The organism is Desulfuromonas sp. DDH964 (assembly GCF_001611275.1).
Taxonomy (GTDB): Bacteria; Desulfobacterota; Desulfuromonadia; order Desulfuromonadales; family DDH964; genus DDH964.
In genome coordinates, this window is the sequence record NZ_CP015080.1 from 3,314,372 (window position 1) to 3,329,472 (window position 15,101).

Here is a 15,101-nt window from a genome sequence, read left to right on the forward strand (position 1 = left end):
AGGACAGCTCCCGGCAGCACTCCCGGCGAGGCGCTTGACTCTCCCCGGCTGCCGGCTAAGCTTTCCGCTGGGGGGCTGGTACAATTCCGTTCCAAGGAGGAGTGCATGCCCGTTGCGCCGGCGGCCGGAACGACCCCGAAGAGTAAATCGCTCCGCCTGCGGGCCCTGCGCCGGCACGGCCGGCGCTGCCTCCTCTTCGGCCTCGTCTTCTCCCTCCTCTGCGCCGGCTTCTTGGCCTGGAGCATCCACATTGAAAAAGCGAACACCCTGGACCATGCCCGCCTCGAAGCCCTGGCCACCTTCAACAAGGACCAGTCCTTCCGTTTCTGGGCGACCGGCCACGGCGGGGTCTACGTTCCGGTTACCGAGGAGACCCCCCCCAACCCCTACCTGAGCCACCTCCCCCACCGGGACATCGACCTCCCCGACGGACGCCGGCTCACCCTGATGAACCCCGCCTACATCATGCGCCAGGCGATGAGCCAGTACCAGGAGCTGTACGGCGTGCGCGGCCATCTGACCAGCCTCGACCCGCTCAACCCGATCAATGCTCCCGACCCCTGGGAACGCCAGGCGCTTGCGGCCTTTGCCAACGGCGCCACCGAGGTAACCCGGGTCAGCGAGATCGAGGGGCAGCCCTTCCTGCGGCTTATGAAACCGATGATCACCCAGCAAGGGTGTCTGAAGTGCCATGCCCGGCAGGGCTACCGGGTCGGCGATATCCGCGGCGGTCTGTCGGTCTCCATCCCCCTCGCCCCGTACCTCGCCATCGAACGGGAGGGACTGACCAGCTTCAGTCTCTCCTTCGGCCTGATCTGGCTGCTCGGCATGGCCCTGCTCGGCGGCTTCTGGCTCCGCGGCCGCCGCCAGGTCCAGGAATGGGCGCAGGCGGCGGAGCGGGAGAAATTCCTCGCCGCCATCATCCGCGCCTCCAACGACGCCATCTTCGCCATCGACCTGAACCAGACCATTCTCAGCTGGAATCCCGGCGCGGAAAAAATCTACGGCTACAAAGCCGCCGAGGTGCTCGGTCAGCCCGTCTCCCTCCTCCTCCCGCCGGCGAGCGGCGATGAATACGCCGCGCTGATCGCGCGCATCGAGGCCGGCGAGGTGATCGACAACTACATCGCGGAACGCCGGCACAAGGAGGGGCGCCCGATCTGGGTCGCCCTCACCCTCTCCCCCCTTCCCGACCTGGCCGGGGCCCTCAGCGGGATCTCCATCACCTCCCGGGATATCACCGCCAGCCGGGCGGCCGAGATGGAGCTGCGCAAGCTCTCCACTGCCATCAACCAGAGCCCGGTCGCCATCCTCATCACCGATGCCCAGGGTCGCATCGAGTTCGTCAATCCCAGGTTCAGCGAGATTACCGGCTACAGCGCCGCCGAGGCGCGCGGACAGACCCCGCGCCTTCTCAAGTCGGGGCGCACCCCGGAGCGGGACTATCAGCGGCTGTGGGAAACCATCACCGCCGGCCAGGTCTGGCAGGGGGAATTTCTCAACCGCGCCAAGGACGGCACCCTCTTCTGGGATGCGACCACTATCGCCCCGGTCAAGGATGCGCAGGGCGCCATTACCCATTACATCGCCATCAAGGAGGAGATCACCGAGCGCAAGGACCTGGAGCGACAGCTGCAGCAGGCGCAGAAGCTGGAGGCGGTGGGACAGCTCGCCGGCGGGGTGGCCCACGACTTCAACAACATTCTCACCGCCATCATCGGTTATGCTTCCCTCCTCGAGATGAAGCTGGAGGCAAAGCACCCCCTCCGCCACAACGCCAGCCAGATCCTCGCCGCCGCCAATCGCGCCGCTGAGCTGACCCAGAGCCTGCTCGCCTTCAGCCGCAAGCAGGTCATCGACCTGGAGCCGATAGAACTCAACGCAGCCATCCGCAAGATCGAAGGGTTCCTGCGCCGGGTGATCAGCGAAAACATCGAGCTGCGCACCATCCTGGCTCCGGAACCCCTGGTGGTCCGCGCCGACCGCGGCCAGTTCGAACACCTGCTGATGAACCTGGCGACCAATGCCCGGGATGCGATGCCGACCGGCGGGGTGATCTCCATCGAAACCCGGCAGGCAACCCTGGATGAAGCCTTCCGGCACTCCCACGGCTTCGGCGAACCCGGCGCCTACGCCCTGATCTCCTTTTCCGATACCGGCATCGGCATGGACGAGGAGACCCAGCGCCGGATATTCCAGCCCTTTTTCACCACCAAGGAGGTCGGCAAGGGGACCGGTCTCGGCCTGGCGATGGTCTACGGCACCGTCAAACAGCACGGGGGCTATCTCAACGTCTACAGCGAGCCGGGGGCCGGAACCACCTTCAATATCTACCTCCCCTGCACCAGTGAAGAACCCCTTGCGCCTGCGCATGAGGTTCTGGAAGCGACGCTTCCCGGTGGGAGCGAGACGATCCTGGTCGCCGACGACGATACCCTGCTGCGCTCCTTGGCGACGGAGGTCCTGACCCAGTTCGGCTACCGGGTCCTCGCTGCCACCGATGGCGAAGAGGCTTTGGAGCTCTTCCGCTCGCACCGGCAGGAGATCGACCTGGCGATCCTCGACGTGGTGATGCCGAAACTCAACGGCAAGGCAGTCCGCGACGAGATGCTCCGGCTGGTCCCCGACCTGCGGGTCCTCTTCATCAGCGGCTATACCGCCGACATCATCCACCGTCACGGCGTCGTCGACCCGGAGCTCGATTTCATCCAGAAACCGATGCGCCCCCACGACCTGCTACGGAAGGTCCGTGAGGTTCTCGACCGATGAATGCCGCAACGGAAGAACTGGCCATCGCCGGCTCCGGCCTGCGTCTTGAAGCCGCCCCCCTGCTTATCGCCCTTGCGGCCAGCGCCGGTCTCTACCTGACAAGCCGCTTCAACTACCTCCTGTTTCACAGCCTCGCCGAGCTCTTCAGCATTCTGGTCGCCTTTGGCACCTTTACCATCGCCTGGCATACCCGGCGCTTTTTGACCAACGGCTACCTCCTCCTGATCGGCATCGCCTACCTCTTCATCGGCGCCATCGATCTCGTCCACACCCTCGCCTACCAGGGGATGGGGGTCTTTTCCGGCGGCGACCCCAACCTGCCGACCCAGCTCTGGATCGCGGCCCGTTACCTGCAAAGCGCATCCCTGGTCGCCGCGGCCTTTTTCATCGGCAGACGCCTGCCGCAGCGGCAGGTCCTGGCGGTTTACGCCCTGCTCACCGCCCTGCTCTTCTGGGCGCTCAGCCGCCCCGGGCTCTTCCCCGACTGCTTTGTCGTGGGCCGCGGTCTCACCCCCTTCAAGATCGGCAGCGAATACCTGATCAGCCTGCTGCTGGCCGGCGGGTTGGTCCTGCTCTGGCGGCGCCGGCAGGAATTCACCCGGGATGTCTTTCAGCTGCTGGCCGGTTCCATCCTGCTGACCATCGGCGCGGAACTCGCCTTCACCTTCTATGTGAGCGTCTACGGCCTCTCCAACCTGGTCGGCCATATCTTCAAGATCGCCTCCTTCTATCTCGTCTACCGGGCGATTATCCAGACCGGGCTGGTACGCCCCTTTGATCTGATCTTCCGCAGCCTGAAGCAGAGCGAAGCGGCCCTCGCCGCCGCCAATGCCGAGCTTGAGCTGCGGGTGGCAGAGCGAACCCGGGAGCTGACCCGGGCCGAGGCGAAATACCGGACCATTTTCGACCAGGCGATCGAAGGGATCCTCCAGACTACCCGGGAGGGGCGCTTCCTGGCGGCAAATCCGGCCCTGGCGACGATGCTCGGCTATGGCAGCCCCGAGGAACTGATCCGGGAGATCGAGGATATCGGCGGACAGCTCTACTTCGACCCCGCCGACCGGCGGCGCTTGCTTGCCAGCCTCGACGCCGCTGGGGTGGTGCGCGGTTTCGAAACCCGTTTCCGGCGCCGAGATGGCGCGCCGATCACGGTCTCCCTCAACCTCCGCCTGGCACGCAACGGCGTCAAGGATCCCTATTTCGAGGGGATGGTGACAGACATCACCGCGCGCAAGGAGGCGGAGGCGGAGCGGGCCTTTCTGGCGGCGATCGTCGAATCGTCCCACGACGCCATCATCGGCAAGACCCTGGCGGGGACGATCGTCAGCTGGAACCGGGGAGCGGAAAACCTTTATGGCTATACCGCCGACGAAGTTCTCGGCCGCTCCGTCAGTCTGCTGGCGCCCCCGGACGCCGCCGACGAGATGCCGGCGATTCTGGCCCGGGTCGAGCGGGGTGAGCGGATAGAGAATGTCGAGACCGTGCGCATCGCCAAGGATGGGCGGCGCCTCGACGTGGCCCTGACGGTATCACCGATCCGCAACGCGGCCGGCGCGATCGCCGGCGCCTCGGCGATCGCCAAGGACATCACCGACCGCAAAAACCTCGAGAACCAGCTGCGCCATGCACAGAAGCTGGAGGCCGTCGGCACTCTCACCGGCGGCATCGCCCACGACTTCAACAACATCCTGACGGCGGTCATCGGCTTCGCCAGCCTGCTGGAGAGACACCTGGAGACGGACCACCCCCTGCACGGCCACGCCGTGCAGATTCTGGCGGCGGCGGAGCGCGGCGCCGTCCTGACCCGCTCTCTGCTCACTTTCAGCCGCAAGGGTCCCATCGATATGCGGCCGGTCGACCTCAACGGCATTATTCGCGGCCTGGAGAAGATGCTGCGCCGGCTGATCCGGGTGGAGATCGCCTTCCAGTTCGATCTGACGCAGGAGCAGCTGACGATCCGGGCCGATGCCGGCCAGATCGAGCAGGTCCTTCTCAACCTGACGACCAACGCCCGCGACGCCATGCCCGACGGCGGCACCCTCAGCGTGACGACCGCCAGCATCCACCTCGACGCCGACTTCACCCGGCTCCACGGCTTCGGCTCGCCGGGACGCTACGCCCTGCTGACCGTCGCCGATACCGGCGCAGGGATGGAGGAGACGGTCCGGCAGCACATCTTCGAGCCGTTCTTTACCACCAAGGAGGTCGGCAAGGGGACCGGTCTGGGCCTGGCGGTCAGTTACGGCATCATCAAACAGCATCAGGGCTATATCAACTGCTACTCCGAAGCGGGGCGCGGCACCATCTTCCGCCTCTACTTCCCGCTGCTCGACCCGGCGACCGAAGCGCCGGCAGCGCTGCCGGACGCTGCGCCTCCGCGGGGGCAGGAAACCGTCCTGGTGATGGATGACGAGGCCGTGATGCGGCAGCTGCTGACGATCATCCTCGAAGAGTCCGGCTACACGGTCCTGGCGGCCGCGGACGGCGTCGCGGCCATCGACCTCTGCCGCCAACATGGCGCCAGGATCGGGCTCTGTCTCCTTGACATGGTCCTCCCCAAACAGAACGGCTGGGAGACGTTCCAGGCGATCCGCCGCCTCCAGCCGGAGATGAAGGCACTCTTCATGAGCGGCTATCCGCCGGAAGGCACCCGCCAGGCCGAGCTGGCGGCGGCCGGCGCCGGCTTCATCGCCAAACCGATCGCTCCCAAGGATCTGCTGCTGAAGGTGCGGCAGGCGCTCGATCGTCCTTTGCCCGACCGCCTGGAAAGGTGACACTATGCAGGATCATCACCCCTTCTTCCGCCAACTCCTCGACAACCTCTACGACGGGGTCTATTTCGTCGACCGGGACCGGATCATCACCTACTGGAACCGCGGCGCCGAGCGGCTGAGCGGCTATTCGGCCGACCTGGTACTGGGGAAGAGCTGCCGGGACAACCTCCTGGTCCACATGGACGACAACGGCAAGCTCCTCTGCCTCGACGGCTGCCCGCTGGCGGCGACGATGGCGGACGGCAACGAACGGCAGGCGGAGGTTTTCATGCACCACGCCGACGGCCAGCGGGTGCCGGTCCTGGTGCGGGTGTCGCCGATTCACGACGAAGCGGGAGCGATCGTCGGGGCGGTGGAGATCTTCAGCGACAACAGCAGCCAGAACGCCGCCCGGCAGCAGATCGAGGAGTTGCAGGAACTCGCCTTTCTCGATCCGCTGACGGCCCTGGCCAACCGGCGTTTTCTTGAGATCACTCTCCACTCCCGCCTGGAGGAGCAGCGCCGCTACGGCTGGCCCTTCGGCGTCCTCTTCTTCGACATCGATCACTTCAAGAGCTTCAACGACAGCTATGGCCACGAGACCGGTGACGCGGTCCTGAAGATGACCGCCAAGACCCTGGCCGGCTGTGCGCGTTCTTTCGATGTGGTCGGCCGTTGGGGGGGAGAGGAGTTCGTCGCCGTCCTCGCCAACGTCGATCGCACCTCCCTGCAACGCATTGCGGAACGCTACCGTTCGATGATCGAGCAGTCGGGACTGCCGACGGCGATGGAGGTGCTGCGGGTCACAGTGTCCGTCGGCGCCGCCCTCGCCGTCCCCGGCGATACGGTGGAGAGCGTGCTGGAGCGCGCCGACGCCCTCATGTACCAGAGCAAGCAGAATGGCCGCAACCGGGTCACGCTGGAAGGAGTCTCCCCATGAAAAGTCTCGCCGGCAAAACCCTCTTCATCACCGGCGCCAGCCGCGGCATCGGCAAGGCGATCGCCCTGCGCGCCGCCGCCGACGGCGCCAATATCGTCATCGCCGCCAAGTCAGTGCGTTCGCGCGACAAGCTCCCTGGCACCATCTACTCGGCGGCCGAAGAGATTGAGACGGCGGGGGGCCAGGCCCTGCCGCTGCAGGTCGACATCCGCGAGGAGGAGCAGGTCGTGACGGCGGTGGCGCAGGCGGCGCAGCACTTTGGCGGCATCGACATTCTCGTCAACAATGCCAGCGCCATCTACCTCGCCCGCACCGATGCGGTACCGATGAAGCGCTTCGACCTGATGCACCAGGTCAACACCCGCGGCACCTTCCTCTGCAGCCAGGCCTGCCTGCCTCATCTGCGCCAGGCCGAGAATCCCCATATCCTGACGATGTCGCCGCCGCTCAATCTCAACCCGCGCTGGTTCAAGGACCACGTCGCCTACACCCTCAGCAAGTACGGCATGAGCCTCTGCGTCCTCGGCCTGGCCGCAGAGTTCTCCAAAATCGGCATCGCCGTCAACGCCCTCTGGCCGCGCACCGTGATCGCCACCGCGGCGCTGGCGATGCTCGGCGGCCGGGTGCCACCCGCCGCCTGCCGCACCCCGGAGATTCTTGCCGACGCCGCCCACCAGATCCTCACCCGCAACAGCCGGGAGTGCAGCGGTAATTTCTTCATCGACGAAGAGGTGCTTGCCGCGGCCGGCAGGACCGACTTCGAGCGCTACGCCGTTGCCCCGGGAACGCCGCTCATCCCCGACCTCTTTCTCGACTGACCCCATCCGGTCCACGAGACGCAAAAAGGGGACAACCGGCGGTTGTCCCCTTTTTGCATCTGCCCAGCGCAAGCCCCGGCCTAAAGACTGAGAATCTTGTTCTGCAACACGAGAATTTCGAAGGCCATCGCCGCCTTGGCGGTCAGCTTCTGCAACTCGGGGAGCAACGGCCCGAGCTCGATCCCGGGGGCATCGACGTAGAGGATCGCCACCACCCTGCCCATCATCAACAGCGGAACCAGCAGCGCCCGCTCCGGCACTCTCCCCCCCATCCCCTGCAGAAACATCGAGTTGAAGGGGGTGCGTGGCAGCGGGCCGAGATGGTAGCCGCGGGTCTCCGCCACAGTCTTGAGGACCGACGCTTCGTCGAGGGGGATTTCGAGATCGCCGAAGCCGGGGACCTCCCGGGCGCTGGCCGTCGCCTTCCACCCCAAGGCGACCTCACCGCGCACCAGGAGGATGGCCGAGTAAAGAAACTCTCCGCCGAGAAAGCGGGCCATGGCGTCGAGGATATCGTCGCGGTTGCGCGCCGCGATCAGCTCCTCGCCCAGGGTAACCGGCGCCGGCGGCACTTCCGGGGGCGGCACCGGGGCCGGCGGGACCGGCGGGACCGGCGGGACTTCGATCAGTTCGTCGGCGGCGGCAAGCTCGACGATCTCCTCCTCGACAGGGGCTTCGAGATCGGGGATTTCGACCACCGGAACCGCTGCGGGTTGCGGCTTGGGTTGCGGTGCGGGTGGGGCGACGGGCTTGGCGCCGAAAGGTCGGTTGCCGCCCCCCATTTCCGGCAGCACGTTGATATAACGGCGCTCCCGGGGAATGCCGTAGGCCTGCTCCAGGACATGGACGATGCGCAACTCGGTCGCGACCAGCGGCTGGATGATGCAGCCGGTGCGAAAGGCGATCTCGTCGAGAACCTTGAGGTCGGAGGGGTCGGTCATCACCAGCGCCAGGCGCCGGTTGTTGAGCCGCAGCGGCACAACCCGGTACTTCTCCGCCAGCTCCCGCGGCAGGACCTGCAGCGCCTGCGGCGGAATCTGCAGCAGTTCGTCCGGATCGACCGCCGGCACCCCGAACTTGCGACTCAGAACCCGGGTAATGGTTGCCTCGTCGATGGCGCCCATCTCGATCAGGTTGGTGCCGAGCTTGCCGCCGAAGATGACCTGGTACTTGAGGGCCTCCTCCAGTTGCGCCGTAGTAATCAGCTTTTCCTGCAGTAGCAGATCGCCGAGCCGAATCGCCATCTCTTCCCAATCCTTTCCCGAAATGCCCGGACGCAGCGTCACCGGCCGGCGCTTCAGCACCTCTTGCGCCGGATGCCCCCCTCGACCAGCTCGACCAGGCCGGCCTTGTATAGCCCGCCGAGGGCCTTCTTGAACAGCTTTTTGCTCATCCCCAGCCGGGCCCGGATCGCCTCCGGCGGGCTGTTGTCATGCAGCGGCAGCAGGTCGCACCCGGCGAGGGCCGCCAGCAGCGCCTTGCGTGCCTCCTCCAGCTCTTCCCTGCCGCCGCGTCGCAGGGTGACGTCGAGCTTGCCGTCGGCGCGCACGGTCTTGACGAAGCCGTCGAAGAGCGCGCCCGGCACCATCCCGGGGAGGAGTTCCGCGCGGTAGAGGAGCCCGGAATAGCGATGCTCGACGATCACCTTGGCGCCGAGGTCGGTGAAGGCCCAGAGCAGCAGCTTGACCTTGCGGCCGGGCTTCAGCTCGGGGCCGGCCGGTTCCAGAAGCTGCTCGATGCGGCCGTTGGCGAAGGGACGCCCCGCGCGGTCGAGTTCGACCCGGGCGATGCAGCTGTCGCCGGAGCCGAGCTGCTTCGGTTGTTTGCTGCGCGGCACCAGCAGTTCCTTGCCGATCCCCCAGTCAAGAAAGACCCCGTGGGGATTGACCTGGCTGACCGGAAAGAGGGCGAATTCGCCGACCTCGGCCCGTGGCCGGCGCAGGGTTGCCATCGCCTGCCCGGCGATTTCGCCAAAGACGAAGACACTCAGTTTATCCCCGGGACGGGCAGCGGCCGGCAGTTCGTTTTTCGGCAGCAGCACCAGCACCGGACCTGCCGCCAGCCAGGCGCCGCGCTGGTCGAGGTGGGAGATGGTCAGGGTCTGGGTCTTGCCGAGGTGAAGCATAGGTTTCCTCCTGGCCGGGGCCAGTAGCTGAAGGATGGAGTCAGCGCGGAGACGCCGGAGTCTTTGCCCAGTTTGCCACAGGAGCGGCCGGATGCCAAAGCGCTTTGCTGCAATCGCTCAGGCAAAAAGCTGCAGCACCCCGTAAAGAAGCGGCAGGGTGGCGAAGGAAGCGAGGATGCCGAGACCGACCAGGGCGGCCGCGAGGTCCGGTTCGAGGCCGGCGGCGACCGCCAGGGCGCCGGCGGTGACCATCGGCGGCATCCCCGCCTCGAAAACCGAGACGTCGACCGCCATACCGTGCATGCCGAGCAGCCGGCAGACGAAGAGGGCCATCAGCGGCGCCAGCAGCAGCTTCACCGCGAGACCGAAGCCGAGGGGGGCGACCAGGGTCGGCCGCAACCGCAGCCGCAACTGGAAACCGACCGCAGTCATGACCAGGGGGGTCAGGGTCGCGGCGATCCCCTGGAGGATGCTGACCAGCGGCGCCGGATAGGGCCAGGGGCGATGGGCCAGGCCGGCCAGGAGCGCCAGGGTCGGCGGGAAGAAGAGCGCCCGCCGGGCGACGGTGGCAAGGCTGACCGCCCCCTCGCCGCCGTAAAGGGCGAGGATCACCGCCCCGTAGGTGGCGAAGATCGCCATGGTACCGAACTGGTCGTAGACGATCAGGTAGGGGAGCCCGGCGGCGCCGAAAAAGGCACTCACCATCGGCACCCCCATGAAGGAGGTATTGCCGATCGGCACCACCAGCAGCAGCACCCCGGTCGCCGGCCGCGGCCAGCCGAAACTGCGCGCCGCCAGCAGCACCAGCGCCGCCGAGACCAGGAGCATCCCCCAGGGAGCCACCGCAGCCACCAGGACCTCGCCGGAGAAGGTCAGCTTCGGCACCTGCAGCAGGATCACCGCCGGCAGCGAAACATAGAGGGCGAACATGTTGAGGACCTGGCTCGACTCCTTGGGGAAGGCGGGGAGCCGCCGGAAGAGCATGCCGAGACCGACAAAGAGCCCGATCAGGATAAAGTTTTCCATCCTAGCGCCCCCCTTCCCCGCCGTTGGCGCCGACCCCGGGGAGGCGCATGGCGAGCAGCGCGGCGCTACCGGTAAGAAGGCCACAGAGGAGGAAACTGACGGTGAAGGTCCCGCAGGCCTCGGCCAGAAGGCCGGCTGCGCCCGGGCCGAAGACCTGGCCGACGGCAAAGAAGAGGGTGACGGTCGAAAAGGCGCTCGCCGCCCGCGAGAGCCCGAAATAATCGCTCACCGCCGCCGCCATGATGGTCGGGATGGCGAAAGCGGCAATGCCGTAGAGGAGCACCGACAGCAGCAGCGCGGCGGTGCCGAGATGCGACCCGGCGAGCAGGTAGGCGGCGGTCTGGATGATGAAGACCGTCGCCAGCCCGCGCCGGCGGCCGATGCGGTCGGAAAGGATGCCGAAACCGACCCCCGAGACGAGGCTGAAGGCCCCGACCCAGGACCAGAAGAGGCCGGCCCTGGCCTCGGCAAAACCGTACTCGACGACCATGGTGGTGACGATGAAGGTGCCGTAGACCATGTAGGTGATGCCGAAGACCAGGTAGAGGAGCCCGAGCAGACCGAGCAGGCGTCCGGGATGGGGCGGTTCGCTGCCGGCAACCAGACTCTCCGGCAGGTCACGCTTTTCTCCCACCGGTTCCAGCCCGAGGGCGGCGGGGTCATTGCGCAAAAGCAGGGCGGCGAGCAGGGCCACACCGAGGGTGAGGCCGCCGATCAAATACCAGCTGATCCGCCAGCCGTCGATGCCGAACCCGCCGTTGAGGAGGGGGATGACCAGCCCCGAAGCGACGATGGCGACGCCGTTCCCCATCGTCATCAGCCCGGCGGCCCGTCCCCGTTGCTGGCGGCGAAACCAGTGGGAGACCAGCACCATCACCGGAATGTTGGCAAAGCCGCTGCCGACGCCGATCAGGGCATAGAGGAGGACGACGGTGACCAGCCCCTCACTGCGGCCGATGCCGACCATGCAGAGGGCGATCAGCAGCAGCCCGCAGGTGATCAACAGCCGCGGCCCGCTGCGCCGCAGCAGCCAGGGGGTGACGGCAACCGACAGCAGGTAGCCGGCGAAGTTGCCGGTGCTGATGAAACCCATCTCGTCGAAACCGAGACCGAGACCGCTGCGCAGCGCCGGCAGCAGCATGCCAAAGGCAAAACGGGCCAGGCCGAGGCAGGCAAAGAGAGTCAACGCCCCGGTGAGAACGATGACCCAGCCGTAATGGCAGGGAAAAAGCGGGTGGCGGCGGTTTGCGGACATGGGATCTCGGGGCACGGCGTTCTTCAGGGAGTAAGCCGTGCGGTCATTCAGATTGAAAAAACGGTTTCACTCATGGCGGTGCCAACGGTACGATTCCTGCTCATTTGCCCACGAAATAGCGGGCGCGGCCCCGACAAGGGGTTGCCTGAAACGATCGCCTGCGCTTCCCAATATCGTGATTCGCCGGCGAAAACCTTTACAGGAGCATCTTGCATGAAACGTACTGCGCGTGGTTTGAACCTGGTCCTTCTGGTCCTCGCCCTGACTCTGTTTGGCGGAGGCAGCCGCGCTTTGGCGGAAGAGCTGGCTATCGTCGGCACCGGTGACGGGGTCAAAATTCTTAAAGCCCTCGGCGCGGCCTTCGAGCGGCTTCACCCGGGTACCACCATCACCATCCCCGAGAGCATCGGTTCCAGCGGTGGTATCAAGGCGGTCGGTGAAGGCGAGGCGGCCCTCGGCCGCGTCGCCCGGACCATCAAGGAGAAGGAGCAGGGGTACGGTCTCACCTATCTCCCGTTTGCACGGATTCCGGTGGTCTTTTTCGTCAACCCCGTCCTGCCGGTGCAGAACCTCAGCAGTGACCAGGCCGCGGCCATCTATCGCGGGGCGATCGACAACTGGAAAACCGTAGGCGGACCCGATGCGCCGATTGCCGTGGTCCGCCGCGAAGAGGGCGACAGTTCCTTAAGTACTCTGAAGAAGAGCCTCCCCGCCTTCAAGGATCTCGCCATCACCGAGCGGGCGATACTCACCGAGAAAACCCCCCTGATGTTCGAGGCGGTCGAGACGACGCCCCTCGCCATCGGCTTCGGTCCCCTGGATGTCGCCCGCAACCAGAATGTCAAGGTACTGAGTCTCGATGGCCGGCTCGCCACCTTCCCGGACTACCCGGTCGTCAACACCCTCGCCCTGGTCTTCAAGGAGGCCAACCGCAAGGGGACCTTGCAGTCCTTTGTCGAATTTGTCAGTGCGCCGGCCGCAGCGCCGATCATCAGCGCCGCCGGCGGAGTTCCCCTCGGTCGCTGAACGACCCGCCGCCCGCACCGATCAACCTGGCCCGAGGCCGGAACCGATAACCCACGGTTCCGGCCTCGGGCCGTTTTGGCTCAGACCGCCCAGGCGTCGCGACCGCTCTTGTGCAGGTAATAGTCGTAATCCCCCTCATAGGAGAGCATGCGGCCATGATCGATCTCGAAGACCCGGCCGACCAGCGAACGCAGGAAGTGGCGATCGTGGCTGACCAGCAGCACCGTCCCAGTATAACCCTGCAGCGCTTCGAGCAGAACCTCGCGCGACTGGATGTCGAGGTGGTTGGTCGGTTCGTCGAGGATCAGCAGGTTCAGGGGGCGCGCCAGCAGCATCGCCAGCACCACCCGGCTCTTCTCGCCGCCGGAAAGCTTGTCGATGCGCTTGTCGACGTCGTCGCCGGAGAAGAGGAAGGCGGCGCAGAGGTTGCGCACCACGCCGATGGAGGCCATCGGCATCGCCTCCTGCACCGTTTCGAAGACGGTCCGCTTCGGGTCGAGCAGGTCCATCGAGTGCTGGCTGAAGTAGCCGAGATTGACGCTGGCGCCAATCGTCACGCTGCCTCCGCTCGGCTCGGTCTGGCCGGCGAGGCACTTGAGAAAGGTCGACTTGCCGGCGCCGTTGACGCCGACCACGGCGATCTTCTCGCCGCGCCGCACCAGCCCGGAGACCCCGGAGAAGACCGGTTTTTCCTGCCCGTCCGGCAGCGCCCAGACCTTGGCCAGGTTCTCGATCCGAACGACGTCGTCGCCGGAGCGCGGCGCCTCGGCGAACTCGAACCTGATCGTCCTCTGCTCGGCCGGGATCTCGATGCGCTCGATCTTGTCGAGCTTCTTGACCCGCGACTGCACCTGGGCGGCGTGGCTGGCGCGGGCGGCGAAGCGGCTGATGAACTCCTCCTCCTTGGCGAGCATCTCCTGCTGGCGGCGGTGGCTGGCGAGCAGTTGCTCGCGGCGCACCTCCCGCTCGCGCAGGTAGAAGTCGTAGTTCCCCCCATAGGTGGTGATGGTGCCGGCGGCGACCTCGATGATCCGCGTCACCAGCCGGTTCATGAAGTCGCGGTCGTGGCTGGTCATCACCAGCGCCCCCTTGAATTCCGTCGCCAGCCAGTTCTCGAGCCAGACGATCGACTCGACGTCGAGGTGGTTGGTCGGCTCGTCGAGGAGGAGGACATCGGGGTTGATGGTCAGGATTTTGGCGAGGGCGATGCGCATCTTCCAGCCGCCGCTGAAACTCTCCACCGGCCGGACGTAGTCGTCGGGGCCGATACCGAGACCGGTCAGCACCGCCTGGGCGCGGTTTTCGAGATCGTAGCCGCCGCGGTGCTCGAACTCCTCCTGGGCGTCCCCGTACTTTTCGAGCAACGCCGCAAGGACGTCGTCGTCCAGCGGTTCGCACATCTGCGCTTCCATCGCCCGGATCTCTTCCCCCAACTCCATGGTGCGCGCGGAGGCTGCCATTACCTCGGCGAGGGCGCTGCGGCCGGCCATCTCGCCGACATCCTGGGAGAAGTAGCCGATCACCGTCTTCTTGCTGCAGCTGATCTCGCCGCCGTCGAGGGGCTCCTCGCCGGTGATCAGGCGAAAGATGGTGGTCTTGCCGGCGCCGTTGGGGCCGACCAGGCCGCTGCGGCTGCCGGGGGTGATCTGGAAGCTGGCGTTTTTGAAGAGGACGCGGGCGCCATGCTGGCGGGTGATGTTGGTGAGATGAATCATGCAGAGCTCCAGGAAAAAAGTCCCGCACAGTTACCATGCTCCGGCCACTCCCGGCAAGGGCAAACTACCGGCGGCCGCCGGAAGCGCCGAGAAAACTGGGAGAAATTCGGTGCGGCTGATTGAATATTTTTAACTGGACTCCCCCTGGCACTTACCGTATATTTCAAACACTGTTTCATATAGGAGAAACTGAATGTCCCGTCACATTGTCGTCATCGACGATTGCCCCGTCACCCTGGAGATGGTCAAGGATTACCTGGCGGAGGCCGGCTTCCGGGTTTCCACCTGCGACTGCGCGGTCTACTCCAATCACCTGATCTACGCCAGGCGGCCGCCGGATCTGATCCTCCTCGACGTGATGCTGCCGCTGATGTCGGGAACCAAGAAGGCCAAGGCCCTGAAAAGCCGTGAGCGCAGCCGCGATATTCCAATCCTGCTGATGTCCTCCAAGGAGGAAGTCGAGCTGCGCACCCTCACCGCCATGGCGGGCGCCGACGGCTATCTCCCCAAACCCTTCTCCGCCGCCAACCTGGTCCGGACCATCCGCAGCCTTCTCGCCGCCTGACCCCTTCCCGCAACGACAGCGATCCGTCTCTCCAACCCGGGCTTTTGACTGGTCTTGTCCTGCCGTTTGTGCTAGGAAGATCGGGCGTCTTTCAACCCCTGCTCCCCGT

11 protein-coding genes are annotated in these 15,101 nt (G+C 65.9%); 6 read left to right on the forward strand and 5 right to left on the reverse strand.

Annotated elements, in window-relative coordinates; all coding sequences use genetic code 11:
- The first annotated feature begins 105 nt into the window (after positions 1 to 105).
- From DBW_RS15165 to DBW_RS15180, 4 genes are read left to right on the forward strand one after another with little or no spacing between them, the layout of a single operon-like run.
- Positions 106 to 2,769: a PAS domain S-box protein gene (locus DBW_RS15165; RefSeq protein ID WP_066728557.1), complete on the forward strand. Its 2,664-nt coding sequence runs from the start codon at positions 106 to 108 to the stop codon at positions 2,767 to 2,769.
- Positions 2,766 to 5,543, forward strand: a complete 2,778-nt coding sequence (locus tag DBW_RS15170; protein ID WP_066728559.1) for an MASE3 domain-containing protein — start codon at positions 2,766 to 2,768, stop codon at positions 5,541 to 5,543. Before DBW_RS15165 ends, DBW_RS15170 begins: the two co-directional genes overlap by 4 nt.
- A gap of 4 nt (positions 5,544 to 5,547) precedes the next feature.
- Positions 5,548 to 6,462, forward strand: coding sequence for a sensor domain-containing diguanylate cyclase (locus DBW_RS15175; protein ID WP_066728561.1), 915 nt, complete (start codon positions 5,548 to 5,550; stop codon positions 6,460 to 6,462).
- On the forward strand, positions 6,459 to 7,280 hold the full coding sequence (locus tag DBW_RS15180; protein WP_066728562.1) for an SDR family oxidoreductase: 822 nt from the start codon (positions 6,459 to 6,461) through the stop codon (positions 7,278 to 7,280). The genes DBW_RS15175 and DBW_RS15180 overlap by 4 nt, the downstream gene beginning before the upstream one ends.
- Positions 7,281 to 7,360: 80 nt before the next feature.
- Here DBW_RS15180 and DBW_RS15185 read toward each other — a convergent pair whose 3' ends face one another.
- From DBW_RS15185 to DBW_RS15200, 4 genes are all read right to left on the reverse strand, one after another.
- Entirely contained in the window at positions 7,361 to 8,524 is a 1,164-nt protein-coding gene (locus tag DBW_RS15185; protein ID WP_066728566.1) for a hypothetical protein, read from the reverse strand.
- A gap of 53 nt (positions 8,525 to 8,577) precedes the next feature.
- Positions 8,578 to 9,405, reverse strand: coding sequence for a CvfB family protein (locus tag DBW_RS15190; RefSeq protein WP_066728571.1), 828 nt, complete (start codon positions 9,403 to 9,405; stop codon positions 8,578 to 8,580).
- Between the two features lie 117 nt (positions 9,406 to 9,522).
- Positions 9,523 to 10,431 (reverse strand): AEC family transporter, encoded by a 909-nt coding sequence (locus DBW_RS15195; RefSeq protein ID WP_066728573.1) that lies wholly within the window; start codon positions 10,429 to 10,431, stop codon positions 9,523 to 9,525.
- Position 10,432: 1 nt separating this feature from the next.
- Positions 10,433 to 11,686, reverse strand: coding sequence for an MFS transporter (locus DBW_RS15200; RefSeq protein WP_066728575.1), 1,254 nt, complete (start codon positions 11,684 to 11,686; stop codon positions 10,433 to 10,435).
- A 213-nt stretch (positions 11,687 to 11,899) separates the two neighbouring features.
- Here DBW_RS15200 and DBW_RS15205 point away from each other — a divergent pair, with 213 nt between their 5' ends.
- Positions 11,900 to 12,712: a PstS family phosphate ABC transporter substrate-binding protein gene (locus DBW_RS15205; RefSeq protein WP_066728577.1), complete on the forward strand. Its 813-nt coding sequence runs from the start codon at positions 11,900 to 11,902 to the stop codon at positions 12,710 to 12,712.
- An 80-nt stretch (positions 12,713 to 12,792) separates the two neighbouring features.
- Here the strand turns inward: DBW_RS15205 and DBW_RS15210 are convergent, their stop codons facing one another.
- Positions 12,793 to 14,427, reverse strand: coding sequence for an ABC-F family ATP-binding cassette domain-containing protein (locus tag DBW_RS15210; RefSeq protein WP_066728578.1), 1,635 nt, complete (start codon positions 14,425 to 14,427; stop codon positions 12,793 to 12,795).
- A gap of 193 nt (positions 14,428 to 14,620) precedes the next feature.
- Between DBW_RS15210 and DBW_RS15215 the strand changes: the two genes are divergently transcribed.
- Positions 14,621 to 14,992: a response regulator transcription factor gene (locus tag DBW_RS15215; protein ID WP_066728579.1), complete on the forward strand. Its 372-nt coding sequence runs from the start codon at positions 14,621 to 14,623 to the stop codon at positions 14,990 to 14,992.
- Positions 14,993 to 15,101: the final 109 nt, after the last annotated feature.